Here is a 20,290-nt window from a genome sequence, read left to right as displayed (position 1 = left end):
ACGTGGGCACATGACCAAACCCAAGCAATCTGGTGCCTTTTCAGGCCACCGTTTCCCACCTGAGATTATCTTATACGCCGTCTGGGCCTATCATCGATTTCCCATGAGTTTGCGCGATGCTGAGGATCTGTTAGCCGCACGCGGTGTGGTGGTCAGCTACGAGACCATCCGCGCTTGGGTTGCGAAATTAAGGTTACAATATGCCAAGGTGATCCGCCAAGATCGACCTAAAGTGGCGGACAAATGGCACTTGGACGAAGTCGTCATTCCGATAAATGGTAAGAAGTATTGGCTGTGGCGCGCTGTCGACAGCAAAGGCGATGTGCTGGACATCCTCGTGCAGTCTCGGCGCAATAAACGGGCCGCCATTCGGTTCTTCCACAAACTATTCAAGGCATTTGGTGAGCCACGGGTGATCGTCACCAATAAACTCCGAAGCTATGGCGCCGCCTTGAAGGAGCTTACTCCGGGAATAGAGCATCGCAGCCATAAGGGTCTCAACAATCGATCCGAAGGGTCACACAGACCGACCCGACGGCGAGAAAAGATCATGGGGAGGTTCAAATCGCCGAGACAAGCCCAGCGATTTCTTTCCGTTCATGATCAGGTCCAAACCGTCTTCCGCTCGCTTCCACCCGCACCGACACACCCTTTCAGCAGCTGCCTATCGCCAGACGAGAGCCGATGCCCATTGGATTTGGGACGACATCACGCGTGAGCTTAAGGCTGCTTGAGATCTAGCGCCCCGGCTATCGTTGCGAAGATCGCCGACAACTTGACAATGCCGTCTGGTTACCTTTCTGTTTTTTCTAAGCACCAAAGGCCATTTTAATGTCTGAAAACCATCTAAAAACTATTGAGCAGCGCCTACTTTGGCTGTCCCACTGGATGATCCACAATGCTAACCACATTCGGCCCAAGGCGGATGGCATCAAAGTCGGTGGGCATCAGGCGTCATCCGCGTCGATGGTGTCGATTATGACGGCGCTGTATTTCCAGACGTTGCGACCAGAGGATCGCGTCGCCGTCAAGCCGCACGCTTCACCGGTTTTCCATGCGATTCAGTATCTGATGGGCAACCAGACGCGCGAGAAGATGGAGAACTTTCGGGGCTACGGTGGCGTACAAAGCTATCCATCGCGGACCAAGGACATTGACGATGTGGATTTTTCGACAGGCTCGGTTGGGCTTGGGGTTGCGGTGACGTCGTTTGCTTCAATTGTGCAGGATTACATTCAGGCCAAGTCATGGGGTGCTGACCAAAAAATGGGCCGGATGATCGCGCTTGTTGGGGATGCGGAACTGGACGAAGGCAATATCTACGAGGCCCTGCAAGAGGGCTGGAAAAACGGTCTGCGCAATTGCTGGTGGATTATCGACTATAACCGTCAATCGCTTGACGGCGTTGTCCGCGAGGGCTTGTTTAAGCGTGTTGAGCAGATTTTCGATGCCTTCGGGTGGGATGTCGTGCGGGTCAAATACGGCCACCTTCAACGCGCAGCGTTTGATGAATCGGGCGGTGACAAACTACGCCAGTGGATCGATAATTGTCCGAACCAATTGTATTCCGCGTTGACGTTTATGGGGGGGGCCGTTTGGCGCGAACGCCTGATGGATGCGCTTGGGGATCAGGGCGATGTCTCGGCGTTGATTGAAAGGCGCAGCGATGCAGAGCTTGCCGAGTTGATGGAGAACCTTGGCGGCAACTGCGTGCAAACGATGGCTGACACGTTTGCTGCGATCGATCACGACCGCCCCGTTTGCTTCTTGGCCTATACGATCAAAGGTTGGGGTACGCCGATTGCAGGCCACAAAGACAACCACGGCGGGTTGATGAACAAGACCCAGATGGGTGAGTGGCAAGATTATATGGGCGTAGCGAAGGGCCATGAATGGGACAAATTTGCGACCATTTCTGACCCTGCCGCGTTCGAGGCCGAGCTGGCAAAGGCGCCGTTTTTCGCTAAGGGCCCGCGGCGATATACCGACGAAGTTATTGATGTACCGACCATCCAGTTGGCCACTGATCGCGAAATCTCGACGCAGATGGCGTTTGGTAAAATCCTCGACAATCTGTCCAAAGGCGACAGCCAGCTTGCCGAACGCATCGTAACCACTTCGCCTGACGTGACAGGCACAACCAACCTTGGCCCGTGGGTGAACCGCCGCAAACTGTTCGCGCGCGATCACCAGGAGGACACGTTCAAGGCCGAAAACATCCCATCCACTGCGAAATGGGAGTTCACACCAGACGGCCAGCACATCGAACTGGGCATCGCAGAGATGAACTTGTTCCTGCTTCTGGCCGCCGCTGGCCTGTCACATTCGGTGTTCGGTAAACGTCTGATCCCCATCGGCACCGTCTATGATCCATTCGTGTCGCGTGGATTGGATGCGTTGAATTACGCCTGCTATCAAGACGCCCGCTTTATGATCGTCGGCACACCGTCGGGCGTAACGTTGGCATATGAAGGCGGTGCGCACCAATCCATCGCTTCCCCGCTGATTGGCATGTCACAGGACGGGCTCGCCGCGTTCGAACCCGCCTTTGCAGACGAGTTGGCCGTCATCATGGAATGGTCGTTCAACCACCTGCAAAAAGACGGTGAAAGCGATCCAGACGAGCGTACTTGGCTGCGCGATGAAACCGGCGGATCTGTCTATTTGCGTCTCACGACCAACCCGATCGAGCAACCCGGAAGACGCGTCGACGACGCCTTCCGCCAGGGCGCAATAGACGGAGCATACTGGCTACGCGAACCGGGACCAAACTGTGAGGTTATAATCGCATACCAAGGCGCTGTGGCTCCTGAAGCAATCAAAGCAGCAGGCATGATCAGCCAAGGTCGACGCGATGTCGGTGTCCTCGCCGTGACCTCGGCTGATCGTTTGAACGCAGGCTGGACAGCGGCGCAGAGGGCGCGTGCGAATGGCACCAAAAACGCCGTTTCTCACATCGAGACCCTACTGCAAGACTTGCCACGCAACTGCGTTCTGATCACCGTTATCGACGGGCATCCCGCCACGCTGTCATGGCTTGGTGGTGTTTGGGGGCATCGGACAATCTCGCATGGTGTCGAACACTTCGGACAAACTGGAACCATTGCTGACCTATACCGCCACTTCCGCATTGATGCCGAAGCGCTGGTCGGTTCAGCAAGCGAGTTGTCCAAAGGGCGCAAGATTCCGCACATCTAAAGTCGTGGGTAGGCGAAGCCAATTGAAGCACGATGCGGCGTCTACCGACGTCACAACAAGCGGACATGTTGCGCCAGTTTGACAACGGGTGAGAACGGCAGTGCAAAAGTGAGCCACGGAAGTGGCAGGATTATCTTGCTGCAGGCAAACTGAACGACTACCGGCTGACGCCGGTAGGTTCCCTTTTTGAATGTAATTCAAGATACTGAAGTATGACAGCGTCAGTGACATTGCCGCTGGTTGTTGAGAAAAATCCGCGAGCCCAAAACCGCTGGCCCCAGTACCGTTTGCGCAGTTCGGGAAACTCGCGCTGTATCTTATAAGACGAGCGTCCCTTGATCCGCATCATCACCTTTGACAATGCTATCTGAGGCGGGACCGATATGAACATGTGGACGTGATCGGTCGACAATACGCCCTTCTCAATATGCACGCCAAGTTCTTGGCATGTTTGGATAATGATTTCACGGATACGCTCACGCATCTCACCGCGCATAACTTTGTATCGGTATTTTGTTGTCCAGACGACGTGAAACCGGTGATAAAATTTGGTATGGCTTCCTGTGGAATAGATCATAATCTTCCCTCTCATTTTTAAGACCCTTACCGCTTCGCGGGGTCTTAAAAATGAGAGGGAAGATTATAGTACATTACGCTAAAGCGGACCGGCTGGAAGCCGGTGGCTTTAATCCCGTTTGTGGAAAGTAAAACTTTGCCACTTTAGTCTTTTCTGTTTTCAGGGAGGGCGGGGGTATTTTCAGCGTGGAACTTTACAGAAAGGTCCGCCTCGCACGTCGAGGTGGCATGAGCGAACGAGCAGCAGCCGTTCATTTTGGGATATCGCGCGCGAGCGTGAAGAAGATGATGAGCTTTTCGGTTCCGCCCGGATATCAACGAACTGCGAAGATCAAGCGGCCCAAGCTTGATGGCTTTACCGGCTTCATTGATCAATGGCTGCAAGACGATCTCAGCCGGAACCGTAAGCAACGTCACACGGCCAAGCGCATTTTTGAACGTCTGCGGGACGAGCATCAATTTCGAGGCGGGCAAACCACGGTCAAGAACTATGTCCGGGAACATGGCCGCCACCATCGAGAGATGTTTGTCCCACTGGCACATGCGCCTGGCCACGCTCAGGCGGATTTTGGCGAAGCGATGGTCGTGATCGGCGGTGTGGAGCAGAAGGCACATTTCTTTGCACTGGATCTGCCCTACAGCGACGCATGCTTTGTGCGTGCTTATCCTGCAGCGGTCTCCGAGGCCTGGGTTGATGGCCATGTCCATGCCTTTGCCTTCTTCGGGCGGGTGCCGCAGTCGGTTCTCTACGACAACGACCGGTGCCTTGTTGCGAAGATCCTGCCAGACGGTTCACGCAAGCGGACCAAACTGTTCAGCGGGTTTCTGTCGCATTACTTCATCCAGGATCGTTATGGTCGCCCGGGCAAGGGCAACGATAAAGGCGCCGTTGAGGGTCTGGTCGGATATGCCCGGCGCAACTTCATGGTGCCCATCCCTCATTTTGCCACGTGGGAGGCATTCAATCTTTGGCTGGAAGAGCAATGCCGCAAGCGCCAGAACGATGTCTTGCGCGGGCATAGCGACAGCATCGGGCAACGCTTGGCCCGCGATCTTGAGGCCATGATGGATCTGCCAGCATCTCCGTTCGATGCCTGTGATCAGGCCAGCGGCCAAGTGAACTCGCAAGCATTGGTGCGCTATAAAACCAACGATTATTCCGTTCCGGTTGCCTATGGCCATCGTGACGTCTGGCTACGCGGCTATGTCGATCAGGTTGTGATTGGCTGTGGTGGCGACGTCATTTCCCGCCACCCAAGGTGCTGGGACCGCGAAGACATGGTCTTTGACCCGATCCACTACTTGCCCCTGCTGGAGCAGAAGGCGGGCGCATTGGATCAAGCCGCCCCTTTGGCGGGCTGGGACTTGCCGGACGAATTTGCGACCCTGCGCCGCTTGATGGAAGCCCGAATGATCAAGGCGGGGCGGCGTGAGTATGTACAGGGGCGTTGTTGCATGGACCCCAGCGGGTCTGCTATACACCCAGCTTGCTAACGACTTGGATATTAATGATGCCGCACAAATTCAACGCTTCCCGCCGCCACAAGTTTGAAAAGAAGCGACAGAAGGTCACCAACTGGCGAGTGTACAATCAAGGCCTGCGTCAGCGCGGTGATGTGACAATTTGGTTGAGCCCTGAGGTTGCAGATAAGTGGCTTGCCGATAAACGTCAGGCGCCAGGCGGCCAACCCACATACTATGATATGGCCATATCAGTATTTCTGACGCTGGGTATGGTTTTCAAACAACGTTTGCGGCAGACGCAAAGGTTGGTCGGCAGTTTGGCGTGGCTTATGGGGCTGGATGTTCCCATTCCGGATTTCTCGACCCTCTCGCGGAGAGGTGCAGGGCTCAGCATACCAGAAAAATCCAAAGCCCAAAGGGCCGGCCCAATCGAATTAGTTGTGGATAGTTTGGGTCTGAAGATATTTGGCGAAGGCGAATGGTTGCAGAATAAGCATAAAACAAAGGCCAAACGTAAGTCGTGGCGCAAGCTGCATCTTGGACTGGATATCACAACTGGAGATATCGTTTGCTCCGATTTGACAAAAGACGACGTGGGCGACCCAACTGCTTTGCCCGAACTTCTCGATCAAATTGACGCTCCTGTTAGCCGCTTTTTGGCGGATGGCGCCTATGATGGCGATCCTACCAGCGATCTGCTTGTGGACCGTTTTGGTGAAGCGATAGAGATTGTAATCCCGCCTCCGATCACGGCCGTTCTCAGCCTCGATTCTGCCCGTGATCCAACGCCCCGAGATAAACACATCGTGGAGATTCGAGACAAAGGGCGCCTGGCATGGCAAGTTAGCAGCGGCTACAATCACCGGAGCCGAGGCGAAGCACAAATAGGCCGCTGGAAGATGGTCATCGGCCCCAAACTGAAAGCTCGAAACTTTCCGAACCAAAAAACTGAAGTCAGGATTGGGACTAACATTCTCAACAAAATGAACGGGCTTGGCTGTGCCAAGTACGAGGCTGTTGCATGACCTGAATTATGGGTAAGGGCAATCTCGGACTTCGCCACATCCATGCAACACGGCTCTCATGCATGCTACGCATGCACTGCCGGGCAGCGGATCGGCCGTTGGAAGGCCGTCGTCGGGCCCAAGCTCCAGACGCGCAACTTTGGAAATCAGAAAACAGAGGCCAAGATTGGCGTCCGGATCCTTAACCGGATGACCGAACTTGGCCGCTCCAACTTCCAACTCACCGCCTGAAATCTGTCTCGGGTAGGGCGCGTTCCGACCCCTTCATGCTCCATGCAACAACGCCCGACAAACCCGAGACCCCGGAAGCCGACCGCCTGAACAGAAGATTTCAGCTTTATGAATTATCCGGGCTAAGTCGATCCAGATCTGCGTGCGCCGCGTCGGGATCGAAGGTGCCGTGTTCCCCGATCAGCACAAGCGCGCAGCCGGTCCTGTGCGGATCCTGCGCAGGGGCCAGCGTCGCGCGTTGTCCGGCCAACTGAAACAGCATGCAACCCGTGCGTCCCTGAAATGTCAGGAACCCCTTGGCGCGGAGCAGATCCGGGGCCAAATGCCCAATCAGATCCTGGAACGCGCGCATGTCCACCGCCCCCGAGTGTGTCCATTCAAGATGAACAAAACGGTCGTCGCGCAGCGGCGCGCGGATGGTGTCTCGTGGCCGGTCCGCCGTCGGTCCCGCCTCAAGCAGAACGGCAAGTGGCAAGGGCGCATCCATGTCGAAACCATACCGTCGCTGTTCAACGGCCAGGCGGGTCTGTAGACTGACCAGCGCGTCCGGGTCCGTCTCGCCGGTCTTGGACAGGCAGATCATGTCGGCCGCGCGCACCTGCGCCTGCCACAGCGGATCAGCGCCGCGCGTCGCGGCATCGGGAGCATCAACCACGCAGACGATGCTGCCAAGGCTGGCCTGAAGCCCGATCACCGGGTCCATCAGTGATTGCACGATACCTGCGGGATCGGCCACACCGCTGGCCTCGATCACGATCAGTTCGGGGACCGGATCCTGGGTTAAAAGCAGTTTGATCGTGCGCAACAGGTCGCCCTGAAGAGAACAGCAGATGCAGCCATTCTTGAGCCCGATGATGCCTTCGGCGCTTCCGCTCAGGATGTCCGCATCAATGTTGATCGCACCGAAATCATTGACGATGGCGGCAATCCGGCGTCCATGATCAGCGCCAAGCAGGCGGTTGATCAGCGTTGTCTTGCCCGCGCCCAGGAACCCGGTGATCAGCAGGATCGGAACGCTCATCCCGATGTGCGGCGGATCGGGCGGCCAGGCGCGGCACTGGTGTCCAGTTGCCCGTCCGCGATCACCGGCACGCCCCCCACCAACAAGTGCCTCACCCCTTGCGACGGACGACTCATGGCCACAAAATCGGCCATGTCGCTAAGCGTCTCCAGATCAAAGACAACCACATCCGCATCGCAGCCTTCCTGCAAGCGCACTTTCCTGGCGATCTGCGGCGCGCAGCTCTCGATCACCCGACCGGGCAGGATTGTGCATTTCGCCAGCGCGTCCATCAAGGGCATCGTTTTGCGCTCGCGCACGTGGTCACGCAGGAAACGGGTGAACGTACCCGACGAGCGCGGATGCGCCGACAGCCGGTCGGGCAGGGGCCATTCTAGACCTTCGTAAATGCTGCCGTCGGTGTCGGTCCACGGCATCGCGTCGGACGCGATCGAGCCGCCGGGATACGTCACCGACAGATCCAGCAGGCGGCGGTGATTATCGTTCACCTCGACATCCAGGTAGTGCCACATCACAAGATCGGTCGGTGATTTCTCGCGCGCGGATTTCATGTCCTCGCGCCCGGTAAAGCGGTGGTGGTTGTGGACTAGTTCGATGTTCGAATACGCGCTGCCGGTGCGTTCGACAAAGTTTGGGTCCATGAAGAAACCTGCGCTGACAACGGTGGCCCCGGTGCCGTAGGGGTAGGCCTCGGTCGTGACCGGCAAGCCTTGGTCCTGTGCCTTGGCCACCAGTTCCACCACCCGTTCGATGTCCATCAGCGAGGTCGAGTTCAGATGGCAGATGTGCATGTGCGCGCCCGTCGCCCCGGCCAATCCGATCAGCCGGACATAGCTGTCAACCGAGCTTTGCGGGTCGATGTTGCTGAGATAGGCAATATGGGTGAAGGTCGGTGTGCCGTAGTCAAAGGCCAGATCGCATATATCCGCCATTTCCTTGACGCCGGCACCGGGGGCATAGCCATTGGGCAGGCCGATTCCGATGGCCCCGTCGTCCAGCCCCTGCCGCACAAGACCGACGATCCGGGCGGTCTGTTCCGACGTCGCGGCCTCGGTTGACCAGCGCATGTCATAGGCCCCGGCGCCCATCTGGTCGATTGGATGCACTTCGGGGTCCAGCTGGATATCGCCGATCACCGCCTTGCGGCCAAAGATCCACGCCGCAGCTGTGCCATAGTTCAGCACCCGGGGAATTTCTGCCTGTCGGTCGTACCAGCCCGCGACAGGCAGCGCGCCCACCTCAAGCTCAAGGGTCGTGGTCACCCCGTCAAACGCCTGCATCCGGTCGGCGGCCACGGACTGCCCGTGCGCGTGCAGATCAAGAAAGCCCGGGGCCACGATCAGCCCCGTCGCGTCGATCTCGTGCCCGGCCGATCCGTCGATCTTGCCGATTCGGATGATGATGTCGCCGGTGATGGCGACATCGCAGATACTGTCGAACCCTGTTTCGGGATCCATCACGCGTCCGCCACGGATGATGATGTCAAAGGCCTGTGGCATTGGGATCTCCTTTAGTTGAACGGATTCTCGGTCTTTGGCCAATAACTGTCATCCCGCTTGGTGAAAGGGATGATGGTGAAATCCGGCGTGATCGCCCCCGGGGTGGCCAGATGGATCACCTCGGCAGCGATCGGCGCGAAACCGTCATAGAAATGTTGCGAGGATTTGACGACGATGTACTTCATTGCGCCAAGGTCCATTCCGGTGTTCTCGAAGGCCTCGGGGTGAAAGGTCTGGGTGCGGCGGGTGTTGACGAGGATATGCAGCCCATCGGATTCCAGCCAGACGCAATCGCCCATGCTCATTGCGGCACTGCCCAGATGCTGTACGGCGTCACGGGCGATGCCCCGCACGGTCACCGTCAGATCCACCGGATTGCCTGACATCGGCCCGATCTTGCCACCGATGCGCACGGCTATTTTGGCCCCGACCCCGGCGTCGATGCACATGCCGACAAGGACCGGGTCCCAGAAGGTGCCGAAGGCAATGTCCTTCAGGCCGCGATCCAGCGCCGCGCGCAGGACAAAGGTCGCGTCCGAAGGCGCGCCTCCGCCGGCGTTGTCGGCGAAATCGGCCATCACCACGGGAGCGCCGTTGACCGTCAACGCGCGGTCGATCCCTTCTTCCATCGGGGGAAAACGACGCAGCTTGTCGCGCAGCGCCCATAGGTCCTGTCCCAATTCCTGTGCCCGCGCCTCAGCCAGTTCGGCGTCGCCGTCGGTGATGACCAGTGTGCGGGCGCCCACGCGCGGGCTGTCGCCCCAGGGAAAACCGTGCACCAGCGAAACCGACAGGATGCCGTCCTTACCCTCCATCGCGGACATCCGATCAACATAGCTACGCATCGGCTCGAAAGGGGTGTGATACATCGCCAGCATCCGACAGTCGTAGTCGCGCATGACGGGGGTGATGTTGCCCTCGGCGGCATCGGCGCACAGGGTGAACAGTTCCTCGGCGCGCTCTTTCACGTCGATATGGGGATATTCCTTGTAGCAGATGATCGCGGTGGCGTTATCCAGCATCTGTTCGGTCAGGTGACAATGGGGATCAAGCTCCAGTCCGATCTTGGCCTCCGGTCCCACGATCTCGCGGATGCGGGCCATCATGTCGCCCTCGCAGTCGTCATAGCCCTGCGCGATCATCGCCCCGTGCATCGACATCAGGACCAAGTCCACCGGCATTGCCGCGCGCAGGTCGGTCAGGATATCGTCGCGCATCGTTTCATAGACATGGCGCACAGTCGGCCCGGCGGGTTGGGCATAGGTCGAAAGCCCCTCGGCCACGTCCCAGCCGCGCTCTTCGGCGCGGCAGCGCCAAATGGTGACGGCGGCGGCATACAGACCGGCCTCGCCCCGCGAGGCCTCCTTGGTGTATAGATGCTCGCGAAATCCGCTCCACCCGGTCGGGATCGGCGAGAACGAATTGGTTTCCGTCGCGAGCGACGCCATGAAGAGTTTCATTCGTCATTCCTTGTATTGTCCAGCGCTGATGCAATGTCGGCCAGAACGTGCAGAAGGATCAGCGCAAAGGCGAGTGGGATCGCGACGCCGAACACCACCATCGGCAGGTCCATCGTTTCTGTCTGCCGTCCGGCAAGCCGCGCAAGGTATCCGCGCGCGGGATCTGCGCCGGAGCCAAGCAGGCTGAACCACAGGATCGGCAGGATGAAGCATAGCACGCCAAACGACCGCAGCACCGTAAAGACCAGCCCGCGCGCGCCGGTGGCTTTCAACGCCTCGGGAAACAGCGTCGGATCGCGGCGCAGCCGGAATGCGCAGGACGCCCCCAGAAGCCCTCCCCAGACCATCGAGAAGCGCGCCAGCTCCTCGGTCCAGATCGGAGGTTGGTTCAGAAGATAGCGGGCGATGACCTGCCAGCCGGCCGCGGCCAGCATGACGGCGACGGCAAGGGCTGCCCCTACCAAGGCCACACGGTTCAGACTGTCGGACAGCCGGTTCAACGTGATGGACACCGCCCGCATCGTTCAGCGCCCTACGGCTGCGTTCCAGGCGTCAAGCGCGCCCTCGGGCATGTCCGTCTCCTGATAGATCGGCTGGCTTGCCTCGCGAAACTTGGCGCGCTCTTCCGGGCTCAGCTCGATCACCTCGATGTCTGCCTCTTCCAGCTCTTTCAAGACGGCGGTATCGTCAGACACCAGGTCGCGGTTGGCGTCATGCGCCTCGGCCACCGCATCCGCAACGATCTGGCGTTCCTCGTCGGACAGGCCTTGGTACCAGTCCTCGGACGCGATGGCGACGCGGACCGACGCGCTCATCTTGGCGTTGGTGAAATACTTGATGAATGCGGTGTGCCCATAAGTCAGTGGCACGAAGGCGGGGTTGATGTATCCGCCTGCCACGCCGGTCTGCAGCGCATTGGGCACCTCGGACCACGACACGATCGTGCCCTTCGAGCCCCAGTTCTCGAACGTGGTGATCTGCACCTCGTCCAGTGCGCGCATGCGCACGCCTTGAATGTCCTCGAAGGTGCGGATCGGCACTTCAGTGGTGAAGATCCCGGAGGGCGTTCCGGTATAGACGATATCCAGTACGCGCACGCCCTTGGGAGTCGTACCCTCGTTTATGCGGTCCAGCATGCCCCCCTCGTCAAGCGCGCGGTCAAGCTGCTCCATGTCTTCGAAGAAATAAGGCATCATCGCGCCGAAGATTGTGCCATCCAGCGTCCCGGCGGATTTGGCGTCGGACATCGACACCTCCAGCAGGCCCTGGCTGACCTGGTCCAGCCGTTCCGCTTCTTCGCCCAGCGAGTTGCGCTCGTATTCACGCGCTTCCATGCCGTTGGCATTCAGATACTCGCCAAAAGTATGCGCCCAGACATAGGTGCCCGATTTTTCCAGATCGGGTGGGCTATCAAGTGCGATTTTGACCTCGGCCCCTGCGGGCAGTGCCAGCGCGATGGCCATCGTCGAGGCTGCAAGAAATCTTGTTAGTTTCATGATCTTTTCCTTCTCTGTTTTGTCCAAGTTCGGTTTCGTCATTTCCACAGACCCAGCGTGCGGGGTAGCCAGAGGCTGATTTCGGGGGTGAAGACAAGGATGCCCAGCACCACCAGTTCGGCCGCCAGAAAGGGCAGGACCTTGCGGGCCAGCTTCCAGTAGTCCACGCCGGTGACGGTCGAGACGATCAACAGGCAACTGCCAAGCGGCGGCGAGACCAGCCCGATGCTGAGGTTGAAGCAGATGACGATGCCCAGATGCACCGGGTCTGCCCCGTTGGCCAGCGCCACGGGGGCCAGCAGTGGCACCAGTAGCGCCAGCGCCACGGGCACGTCCATCACCATGCCGGCTAAAATGAAGATCAGGTTCATCACCAGCAGGAAACCGACCGGCCCGAGGCCCATCTGCTCGACCAGACCGGCGATGGCCTGCGGGATGCGTTCCAGCGCCGCAAGATGTCCGAATGCCGCCACCGCGCACAGGATCATGAAGATCGATCCCGTCAGGATCGCAGTGCGCGAGAAACTTTCCCAAAGGTCCGATCTGGTCAGCGGCGAATAGAACAAGGCGGCCACAACGGCGGCCAGCACGGCCACTGCCGCCGCCTCGGTCGGGGTCATCCAGCCCAGAACGATGCCGCCCACGATGATGAAGGGCAGGCAGAGCGCCGGCAGAGCGGCAAGTATTGCTGGGAATAGTGGTGGGCTTTCGCCCTTCTCGATCCGTGGGTGATCCTCGCGCCACGCGTACCAGCCGTTGATGACGAACAGCATCGCAGCCAGCAGCAACCCTGGCATGATCCCGGCCACGAAAAGCGCCGCTACCGAGGTTTGCATGATCGCGCCGTAGAAGATCAGGATGATCGACGGCGGCACGATTGGCCCGATGATCGACGACGCAGCGGTGATCGCTCCCGCGTACTCGGCCGAATACCCGCGTTCGCGCATCGCGGGTACCAGCGTGTTCGACAATGCCGCCGCATCGGCGATGGCCGACCCGGATATCCCCGCGAAAAACACCGAGGTCATGATGTTGACATGCCCCAGCCCCCCCCGAAGGCGTCCGATCAACGCCATCGACAGGTCGATCAGCGCCTTAGTCACGCCGCCCCGGTTCATCAACTCTCCCGCAAGGATGAACAGGGGCATCGCCAGTAGGGAAAACACGCTGATCTGCGAGAAGACCTTTTGCGGCAGCACGGCAAGGTAGCGAGTGTTGTCCGACAGAATGAAGGTCAGCACAGCCGCGCCACCGATGACATAGGCCAGCGCCAGACCCGAGGCCAGCAGCGCGACAACGGCGACAGGAACGGCCCAGATCATGCGGCCTGCCTCATCCTGCAAGGAGAGACAAGGGCGGCGTCAAAGCCTTCGGCCAGAATGTGTGACGGCACGGGCTGTCCCAGCACCAGTGCCGCCGCCAGTTTCGCCGCCGCCGGGGCGGACTGGATTCCATAGCCGCCTTGCCCTGCCATCCAAAAGAAACCGGATGCCGCGCAGGACCAGCCGATCACCGGCTCCTTGTCCGCGACAAAGCTGCGCAGCCCGGCCCACTTGGTTTCGATCCGGCGAATGTCGAGCGTGAAGGCGGTCATGATCCGGTCCGCGCACAGCGCCACGTCCAGCTCTTCGGGTTGGGCGTCCTGCGGTTCGGTCGGTGTTTCGTCCGCGGGCGAGATCAGCAGCCGCCCGGCATCGGGCTTGAGATAGAATTGCTCGTCTACGTCGATGGTGATCGGGGCATCGCGCCGGGTAAAGCCTGCAGGCTCTGCGATCATCATGGCCGTGCGCCGTTTGGGAACCAGGCCGATGGACTCTGCACCGGCAAGCTGTCCAAGCTGATCAGCCCAGGCCCCCGCGGCGTTGACCACGATGTCGGCGGCGATCCGGCCTTTGCGCGTGACCACGATCCATCCGTCACCGTCACGCGACAGGTCGGCAACCGCAGCGCCGTTGATCAACGTGCCGCCGCGCGCCTTGAACTGTCGCAGATACCCCTGGTGCAGGCCCGCCACGTCGATATCCTGCCCACCGGCGTCCAGCATGCCCGCTTCGGCGTAGCCGTCGCGCAACAGGGGCTGACAGCAGCGAAGGTCTGCCGCATCCAGCTGCTCGACGTCGGAGTCAACAGATGCGGTCGCGATCAGCCTCTCAAGCGTTGCGGATTGATCCGCGCGGGCGATCATCAGGATCTGCCGCGGCGACAGCAGCGGCGCATCGGCAAAGCCTTCGGGCGGCGAGTCAAAAAATTTGCGCGAGGCGCGGGTCAGCGCGCGCACTCCGCCGGGGCCGTAGTTGGGGGCAAAGACGGCAGCCGAGCGGCCAGTGGTATGATAGCCCGGCTGAGCCTCCATCTCGATCAACACGACATGAACACCAGTAGCCAGTTCTGCCGCAACTGACGCCCCGGCCATGCCTGCACCGATCACGACGACATCCACTTTGGTGTCTGGTCCATTCATACGCGCCATTCCCTTACGATTCTCGATGCTCCAACGGTAAGCAGAAATTTTCTGGATACAACAAAATTTTCTCATATACGAAAATATTTTCCTTTTCCAAAGTTTGCGCCTAAATATCAATGTGACATTGATGAAAGCGGAGAGACTATGACAACTGAGCAGGTCTTGGGGGCGCGGCTGCGAAAGCTGCGAAAATCACAGCAACTGACGCTCAGCGACCTGGCGGCTGTGTCAGGTGTAGCTCTGTCCACGATTTCTAAGATAGAGAACGGAGCGCTGTCGCCGACGCTCGATAAGGTGCTGCGGCTGGCCGAGGGGCTTAACATCACTATCTCTCAATTGATCAACGAGGAGTCCGAGGGCGAGGCTGAGCCACCCCCCAACAGCCGCCTAGTGCCCGCGCGCGCAGGCGAAGGGATCGTGATCGACACGCAGAACTATGAATACCGCTATCTATGCAGCGAGTTGAAGAACAAGCGTATGATGCCGATCCGCGCCCGCATCAAGGCTGCGACCATGCAGGAGTTTGGTACACTTGAGCGCCACGGCGGCGAAGAATTCCTGATCGTCCTTGAGGGCACGATCGAGGTTCACACCGAATTCTATGCCCCCGTCATTCTTGAGCGCGGCGAGGGTATCTACCTCGATTCCACGATGGGGCATGCCTATCTCAGCGCAGGCGACGTGGACGCCGAGGCGGTTTGCATCTGCACCGAGGTGATGCGCCCACAGGATACAATGTGATGGGACGCATTTGAGGGAAGCACCGCAAAGACATCATGCAGAAGTCTGAAGCTGTAATGGCTAAGCGCGCCACCGAGACGCCGCTCAACATGGTGCTCGAAGCGACTTGAATTGGCCATGGGGGCGGCCCCTGTCGCCTTCAACCACGCCAAACCACAGAGTTCCCGGAGATGTCGCCCCCCAGCCGCGCTTTCAGTGTCGAAGGACACCACCGGGCTTTGTCAGGTTGTTCTGTCAGGACGAGACCAAGAACCGCGCCCCGTTCAGGCCGCCATTTCAGCCGCATAATTGTTCCACAGGGCGTTGTTGCATGGACCCCGAATCCACTGATATTGGTGGCGGCCTGCCTTCTTGAGGATGCTATAAATGCCGCACAAATTCAACGCTGATCGTCGCGACAATATCCCGAAGCAAAAGCGTCGGGTGACCAACTGCGCCGCGTATGACGAAAGCCTGCGTCTGCGCGGCGATCTGACCGTTTGGATAAGTGAAGAGGCTCGCGCTTTGTGGGCGGCGGCACCCCGAACGACGCCTGGCGGCCAGGCTGGCTATTCGGACTTGGCGATTGAGCTTTGCCTGACCTTTGGCATGGTGTTCAAGCAACCACTGCGGCAAACCCAAGGCTTGATGCGCTCCATCGCCGGACTGCTGGGGGTTGAGATCGAAGTGCCGCATTTCACGACCTTGTCACACAGAGGCAATGGGCTGAGTTTGTCTCCCAAAGCTTTGTCCAAAAGCACCGAATCAGTACATCTGGTCGTGAATAGCACTGGGTTAAAGATCTTCGGCGAAGGCGCCCTTTCGGCAGCATGCTGCGCATGCGCCTATCGGGTAATAAATGGCTGGAGCAAAAGCATAAAACCAAGCGTAAACGGCGCTCTTGGCGCAAGTTACACCTTGGCCTTAACCTTGTCAGCGGCCAGATCGTCTGCTCTGATTTGACCGCTGATGACATTGGTGATCAGACCGCGCTGCCGGGCCTGCTGGATCAGATCGACGGCCCAGTTGACCTATTTCGGGCGGACGGTGCTTACGATGGCGAGCCAACAGTTGAGGCTCTTATCGAACGCTTCGGCGCGTCAATCAAGGTCACGATCCCACCACCCAAGAACGCGATTTTGAGCCCCGATGCCGCCCAAAATCCAAGCATTCGTGACCGCCATATTGCAGACATAACTGCCCATGGTTGCATGGCTTGGCAGAAGTCATCCGGCTACAATCAGCGCAGCCATATTGAGACGCACCCTCTCATGCATGCTACGCATGCACTGCCGGGCAGCGGATCGGCCGTTGGAAGGCCGTCGTCGGGCCCAAGCTCCAGGCGCGCAACTTTGGAAATCAGAAAACAGAGGCCAAGATTGGCGTCCGGATCCTTAACCGGATGACCGAACTTGGCCGCCCCAATTTCCAACGCACCGCCTGAATTCCGTCTCGGGCAGGGCGCGTTCCGAACTCTTCATGCTCCATGCAACAACGCCCCTTTTAGTCCGCTTCCCCCACATGTTGACGCGGCGCAGAACCTCGCCCTTGTGGCTTGAGAAGCGGATCGGATCAGTTTGTAACGTCTGGTGGGTTTATAGGGCGTGGCTTTTGCCGTGAACGAGGGCCTTTAAACTCCAACAAAATTTGCGACAGAACCGCTCAAGGTCCACATCAGACAGATCGGCTGGTAGGGGCCAGCTCAAACCTTCCAGGTCAGCACACCGGAAATACTCCAATATCGTGGCGCGTCCAATCGACAGACTCTGCGCCACCCGGCGGCCTGAAAATCCATCTGCTCGAAGCCGTAAAGCTTCCCGTATCTTCCGCATAGGCAATCTCTTCATAAGGGCTCTCTCTCGTTCAAGTGAACGTAAGAGTAGCCCTGTTACAGATCGTCTCGCAGCCGCTTAAAACATGGCCAATTAGGGGTGGCCGGATGTCCCGGAATCACCGGCCGGATCAAATCGGTACGGGTGGCCGGATCACCCCGGAATACGCAACCTCACACTTCCATAAACGATCTTGATAGATATGACCCCGTCGACAGTAGACTTTAGAGACCTGCAGCCCCGCTCAGTGCAAGCTGTTGCTCAACTACGCACTGAGATCGACGTAGAGTAATATCCACGCACCAGATAATGTGATGCTATAGATTTCATGTACAACATCTTGATTTATTCATCTGAATGTTCTAAGTTAAATAGAAACCAAAGTGAGGAGAAATTCCCATGAGTGCTATCCAACAAACGGCTGCCGCGTCGGCGCCGTATAACGACTACCATCAGGCCCCAGTTACCGAAAAACAGATGGCCTATGCGCGGCAAATCGCTACACGCTCTGGCGTTGTTGTCCCTTGGGAAGTTCAGCAGAACCGCTATGCGCTTTCCCGTTGGATTGATACGCACAAAATCGCGAAGCCAACTGGTCAATTTTCAAACTATCCAACATCAAAGCAGGTTGGTTTTGCGGAGCGGATTGCGCGAATGAAACGGCGTGAAGTGCCGCAGGAATGTTTCCGAGATCGTGAGATGATGTCAAAGTGGATTGACGCAAACCTCTGACAAAGGTCAGTAACTCTGCTACATTTAACATAACTACTATTATGCGATAAGTCAGCTATAACTGGGCACATTCTATACTGGGTTGCGACAAATCCCCTATCTTGCTGGAAAGCAAGGAGAACGGAAGATGGCCCACACTGAGTTAGGTTTACGTGAAAGACGCACAATCGAAGATATGCTTAATGCAAAGATGTCGGTAGACAAGATTGCTGCTGAGATCGGCAGGCATCGTTCAACCGTGTTCCGAGAGATCAAACGGAACAGGTTCGTCGATGATGAGTTGCCGAAGCTGAATGGCTACTACGGAATGAATGCGCAACGGACAGCAGTGACTCGGCGTGCGCGGCGTCGCAAGCTGGTGCGGTTTGTGGACCTGCGAAAGCACGTGATCACGCAGCTGGAGGCCGGATGGTCGCCCAAACAGATCGCCGGTCGCCTACAATATGACGGCCAATCTTTGCGCGTCAGCCATGAGACTATCTATGCCTACGTTTACGGTCCAGATGGCCAGTCCGAAGAATTGGCGCGCCATCTGCCGCACCGACGCAAGAAACGTCAACCACGGTGCCGCCGCACGCCGCGTGGCCTTGTTTTCCCGCCCGATCGGTCAATCCATGAACGACCAGACTACGTTAAAAAACGTGAGACTTTTGGCGAATGGGAAGGCGATCTGATGATCTTTGAGCGCGCACAGGGCAAGACCAACGTGGCGTCCTTGGTCGAACGCAAGACCCGCTTTGCCGTTCTGTTCCGCAACAACGACCGCAGCACAACGCATCTGATGAACCGGCTGATGAGCGTGATGGAACCCCTCCCCCAACTGGCGCGCAAATCGATCACGTTTGATCGTGGGATCGAGTTTAGGAACTGGCGTAAACTCAAGCCAGGCATTGGAACAGAGGCGTGGTTTTGTGATCCGCAGGCGCCGTGGCAGAAAGGATCAGTCGAGAATCTAAACAAGCGCGCGCGGCGATATCTGCCACGCGATGCGCCCGTGGCCGCACTCTCAAATCGAGATATGAAGTCGATTTGCGACCGCTTGAACGGCACACCCCGAAAGTGCCTCAGATGGCGCACCCCAACCGAAGCATTCAGGGAAGAACTGATGAAACTAAGATAACGGAACCTGTCGCAACGTGCCTTGAGATTCCACTGCAAAGCGATAATGTCACCCCTGTGCAATTCAGAAATGTCACTCTCTTGTTCAAATGAACAACGGGAGATTGGACATGGGCTGGGTGATGAGGAGCGGACGCGAGCTAAATCGCATTGAGATGTTGGCGCAGGTCGATGATGGAGGCCCCATCGCAAGGTTTGTTCGTAGGGTTACCCTAGACCAGTACGAACGAAGGACACCCGTATTTTAGCACAGTCCATAAAATGTATGGCCCTCATTTTATGGGCAAAACAGTTTAGAGACAGCTTTAGGGGCAGGTTTAGGATCTTTTCTGACCGCTAATGACCTAACCCCTATGTTGTCTTTAAACCGGTCGGTTTTGAGACAGGCAGAGTTGGATACCCAATTCTGCACATCAACTAAAAACGCTCCAATTGATGCAACATGCTGTTCAGAAACGGCTTTATCGGTTTGCTTAATATTTTGTTCGCTATGCGTTCCTTCTTAACGGATCGTACGAACAAACCTTCCGATGGGGCCTAACACCGCAGATTGACGATCCAAAACAGGGCGTCAGCCAGGGAGATGTCTATCAGCTGATGGCCTACAGCCAGCTTTACAATTGTCCGAATGTCATGCTGCTTTACCCGCATCATGGCGCGCTTCCACCCGATCCAATGTTCACAAACTATGCGATCGGCGCAAAACATGCAGAGGCAAATTTGTCTATTGCCACGCTCGACGTCACCGGGTCGGCGCAGAGGCATGTGCTTGATTTGACAAGGTCGATCGATCTATGCTTGACCACTAATTCACTGCCAGCTCTGTGATAACGTGACAATAGAGCCCTGGCATCCATTTGGAGACCTGCTTTGCGCTTTCGACGACCACCTCAATCCACGATCGATCAAATGCATATCTCGCGGGAGGGGGAGTCAGCAATCATTGAGTATGCTGATCCTGCCTATGGGACACTGAACGACTACCGGCTGACGCCGGTAGGTTCCCTTTTTGAATGTAATTCAAGATACTGAAGTATGACAGCGTCAGTGACATTGCCGCTAGTTGTTGAGAAAAATCCGCGAGCCCAAAACCGCTGGCCCCAGTACCGTTTGCGCAGTTCGGGAAACTCGCGCTGTATCTTATAAGACGAGCGTCCCTTGATCCGCATCATCACCTTTGACAATGCTATCTGAGGCGGGACCGATATGAACATGTGGACGTGATCGGTCGACAATACGCCCTTCTCAATATGCACGCCAAGTTCTTGGCATGTTTGGATAATGATTTCACGGATACGCTCACGCATCTCACCGCGCATAACTTTGTATCGGTATTTTGTTGTCCAGACGACGTGAAACCGGTGATAAAATTTGGTATGGCTTCCTGTGGAATAGATCATAATCTTCCCTCTCATTTTTAAGACCCTTACTGCTTCGCGGGGTCTTAAAAATG

General features: G+C 57.6%; 15 protein-coding genes and 3 pseudogenes. 9 read left to right on the top strand and 9 right to left on the bottom strand.

All coding sequences use genetic code 11. From position 1 onward, the window contains the following. Window positions 1–10 precede the first annotated feature (10 nt). A pseudogene (locus OA238_RS28370) lies at window positions 11–734 on the top strand (IS6 family transposase). 97 nt (window positions 735–831) lie between these two features. Next, window positions 832–3,198 (top strand): 1-deoxy-D-xylulose-5-phosphate synthase N-terminal domain-containing protein, encoded by a 2,367-nt coding sequence (locus OA238_RS28365; RefSeq protein ID WP_015497831.1) that lies wholly within the window; start codon window positions 832–834, stop codon window positions 3,196–3,198. Window positions 3,199–3,355: 157 nt separating this feature from the next. Here the strand turns inward: OA238_RS28365 and tnpA (OA238_RS28360) are convergent, their stop codons facing one another. Beyond that, complete coding sequence (gene tnpA, locus OA238_RS28360) at window positions 3,356–3,775, bottom strand: IS200/IS605 family transposase (RefSeq protein WP_015494130.1); 420 nt, start codon at window positions 3,773–3,775, stop codon at window positions 3,356–3,358. Window positions 3,776–3,960: 185 nt separating this feature from the next. On the opposite strand from tnpA (OA238_RS28360), the pseudogene istA reads away from it, so the two are divergent. Beyond that, a pseudogene (gene istA / locus OA238_RS28355) lies at window positions 3,961–5,217 on the top strand (IS21 family transposase); the annotation flags it as partial. Between the two features lie 65 nt (window positions 5,218–5,282). Continuing rightward, window positions 5,283–6,263, top strand: a complete 981-nt coding sequence (locus OA238_RS28350; protein ID WP_015497829.1) for an IS5 family transposase — start codon at window positions 5,283–5,285, stop codon at window positions 6,261–6,263. Between the two features lie 337 nt (window positions 6,264–6,600). On the opposite strand, the gene OA238_RS28340 is transcribed toward OA238_RS28350, so the two are convergent. The 7 genes from OA238_RS28340 to OA238_RS28310 are packed head-to-tail and all read right to left on the bottom strand — an operon-like array spanning window position 6,601 to window position 14,431. Then, window positions 6,601–7,515: a CobW family GTP-binding protein gene (locus OA238_RS28340; protein WP_015497828.1), complete on the bottom strand. Its 915-nt coding sequence runs from the start codon at window positions 7,513–7,515 to the stop codon at window positions 6,601–6,603. Next, window positions 7,512–9,014, bottom strand: coding sequence for an amidohydrolase family protein (locus tag OA238_RS28335; protein WP_015497827.1), 1,503 nt, complete (start codon window positions 9,012–9,014; stop codon window positions 7,512–7,514). The genes OA238_RS28340 and OA238_RS28335 overlap by 4 nt, the downstream gene beginning before the upstream one ends. An 11-nt stretch (window positions 9,015–9,025) precedes the next feature. Continuing rightward, entirely contained in the window at window positions 9,026–10,474 is a 1,449-nt protein-coding gene (locus OA238_RS28330) for a M81 family metallopeptidase (RefSeq protein WP_015497826.1), read from the bottom strand. Continuing rightward, a complete protein-coding gene (locus OA238_RS28325; protein WP_015497825.1) occupies window positions 10,471–10,995 on the bottom strand; it encodes a TRAP transporter small permease in 525 nt (174 codons plus the stop codon). Before OA238_RS28325 ends, OA238_RS28330 begins: the two co-directional genes overlap by 4 nt. Before the next feature lie 3 nt (window positions 10,996–10,998). Beyond that, window positions 10,999–11,997 (bottom strand): TRAP transporter substrate-binding protein, encoded by a 999-nt coding sequence (locus tag OA238_RS28320; protein ID WP_245581590.1) that lies wholly within the window; start codon window positions 11,995–11,997, stop codon window positions 10,999–11,001. Between the two features lie 11 nt (window positions 11,998–12,008). Then, entirely contained in the window at window positions 12,009–13,292 is a 1,284-nt protein-coding gene (locus OA238_RS28315; protein WP_015497823.1) for a TRAP transporter large permease, read from the bottom strand. Beyond that, window positions 13,289–14,431, bottom strand: a complete 1,143-nt coding sequence (locus OA238_RS28310; protein ID WP_015497822.1) for an NAD(P)/FAD-dependent oxidoreductase — start codon at window positions 14,429–14,431, stop codon at window positions 13,289–13,291. The genes OA238_RS28315 and OA238_RS28310 overlap by 4 nt, the downstream gene beginning before the upstream one ends. A 147-nt stretch (window positions 14,432–14,578) precedes the next feature. On the opposite strand from OA238_RS28310, the gene OA238_RS28305 reads away from it, so the two are divergent. The 5 genes and pseudogenes from OA238_RS28305 to OA238_RS28285 all read left to right on the top strand — a co-directional run bounded on the left by OA238_RS28305 (window position 14,579) and on the right by OA238_RS28285 (window position 19,665). Beyond that, window positions 14,579–15,175, top strand: a complete 597-nt coding sequence (locus OA238_RS28305; protein ID WP_015497821.1) for a helix-turn-helix domain-containing protein — start codon at window positions 14,579–14,581, stop codon at window positions 15,173–15,175. A 366-nt stretch (window positions 15,176–15,541) separates the two neighbouring features. Further along, window positions 15,542–16,598, top strand: a pseudogene (locus OA238_RS28300) (IS5 family transposase). Between the two features lie 787 nt (window positions 16,599–17,385). Continuing rightward, window positions 17,386–17,718: a hypothetical protein gene (locus tag OA238_RS28295; RefSeq protein WP_015497820.1), complete on the top strand. Its 333-nt coding sequence runs from the start codon at window positions 17,386–17,388 to the stop codon at window positions 17,716–17,718. Window positions 17,719–17,845: 127 nt separating this feature from the next. After that, on the top strand, window positions 17,846–18,838 hold the full coding sequence (locus OA238_RS28290) for an IS30 family transposase (protein ID WP_015497819.1): 993 nt from the start codon (window positions 17,846–17,848) through the stop codon (window positions 18,836–18,838). Between the two features lie 596 nt (window positions 18,839–19,434). Next, entirely contained in the window at window positions 19,435–19,665 is a 231-nt protein-coding gene (locus tag OA238_RS28285) for a hypothetical protein (RefSeq protein ID WP_044039187.1), read from the top strand. Window positions 19,666–19,817: 152 nt separating this feature from the next. Here the strand turns inward: OA238_RS28285 and tnpA (OA238_RS28280) are convergent, their stop codons facing one another. Next, the gene (gene tnpA, locus OA238_RS28280) at window positions 19,818–20,237 is read right to left on the bottom strand and encodes an IS200/IS605 family transposase (RefSeq protein ID WP_015494130.1); all 420 of its coding nucleotides are present in this window, start codon (window positions 20,235–20,237) and stop codon (window positions 19,818–19,820) included. Window positions 20,238–20,290 lie beyond the last annotated feature (53 nt).

It is taken from the genome of Octadecabacter arcticus 238 (assembly GCF_000155735.2).
Classification (GTDB): domain Bacteria; phylum Pseudomonadota; class Alphaproteobacteria; order Rhodobacterales; family Rhodobacteraceae; genus Octadecabacter; species Octadecabacter arcticus.
The sequence above is the reverse complement of the archived record's forward strand: the minus strand, read 5'-3'. Positions and strand labels throughout refer to the sequence as shown.